Annotated in this window: 1 protein-coding gene; it reads left to right on the top strand. The window is 59.8% G+C overall.

Annotated features, from left to right (window positions below; translation table 11 throughout):
* Positions 1 to 311 (top strand): MotA/TolQ/ExbB proton channel family protein (locus tag FDX22_RS32020; protein WP_255433057.1); only part of this gene is annotated, 311 nt, incomplete at both ends.

Below are 311 nucleotides of genomic sequence, written 5' to 3' on the forward strand. Positions count from 1 at the left end.
GGAAGAATCTTTGTTAACCCCTTCGCGCTCCCTGCAGCGTACCGCAGAGGCGATGCCTGGCTTTGGTATCTGTGCGGCGGTACTCGGGATTATCATCACCATGCAGTCTATTGATGGTTCCATTGCGTTGATCGGTCTGAAAGTGGCGGCGGCGCTGGTGGGGACATTCTTAGGGGTATTCATCTGTTACTGTCTGATGGATCCGCTGGCCAACGCCATGGAACAGCAGGCGCGGGCGGAACACTCGCTGCTGGAATGCGTGCGCACCGTACTGGTGGCGCAGGCGGGCGGTAAGCCGACGCTGCTGGCGG

Source organism: Citrobacter sp. TBCS-14 (genome assembly GCF_005280805.1).
Classification (GTDB): Bacteria; Pseudomonadota; Gammaproteobacteria; order Enterobacterales; family Enterobacteriaceae; genus Citrobacter; species Citrobacter gillenii.